Source organism: Blautia sp. MSK17_66 (assembly GCF_020538025.1).
In the GTDB taxonomy this organism is placed as follows: Bacteria; Bacillota; Clostridia; order Lachnospirales; family Lachnospiraceae; genus Blautia_A.
Genome location: NZ_JAJBNQ010000096.1, coordinates 1 through 441 on the forward strand (window position 1 = coordinate 1; position 441 = coordinate 441).

Here is a 441-nt window from a genome sequence, read left to right on the forward strand (position 1 = left end):
ACAGGCCATATCCATTATCATGTACGCCTTTTCCAAGATGAAGTCCTCCTGCCATCCCTTTCAGATTCAGATCTTCCACGCATACTGCATCGTAGCTCTCGGCAAGACTGGCACTGAGTTTATGTTGAAAGTCTTTTCTCTGATTTCGGATCTTTTCATGGCACAGTGCAACTCTTTTCTTCTGTTTCTTATAATTCTGACTGCCTTTCTGACATCTGGACAGCTTTCTCTGTTCCCGCGCAAGCTTTTTCTCTGTATTTCGATAGAACATCGGATATTCAGCTCTTTTACCGGTAGAAAACACACACATTCCCTGCATCGCAAAATCGATCCCAATAAATTTTTCTGCCGGTCTTTTTTCTGCTGTTTGGTTTTCACAGCAAAACAAAAGACTGGCAAAATATTTTCCGGATGGCTCCCTGCTGACTGTCACAGATTTCA

Annotated in this window: 1 protein-coding gene; it reads right to left on the minus strand. The window is 42.6% G+C overall.

The features are described from left to right. Positions 1 to 441, minus strand: a 441-nt coding sequence (locus tag LIR34_RS18195; protein ID WP_173903427.1) for an RNA-guided endonuclease InsQ/TnpB family protein, incomplete at both ends; no start/stop codon positions are given.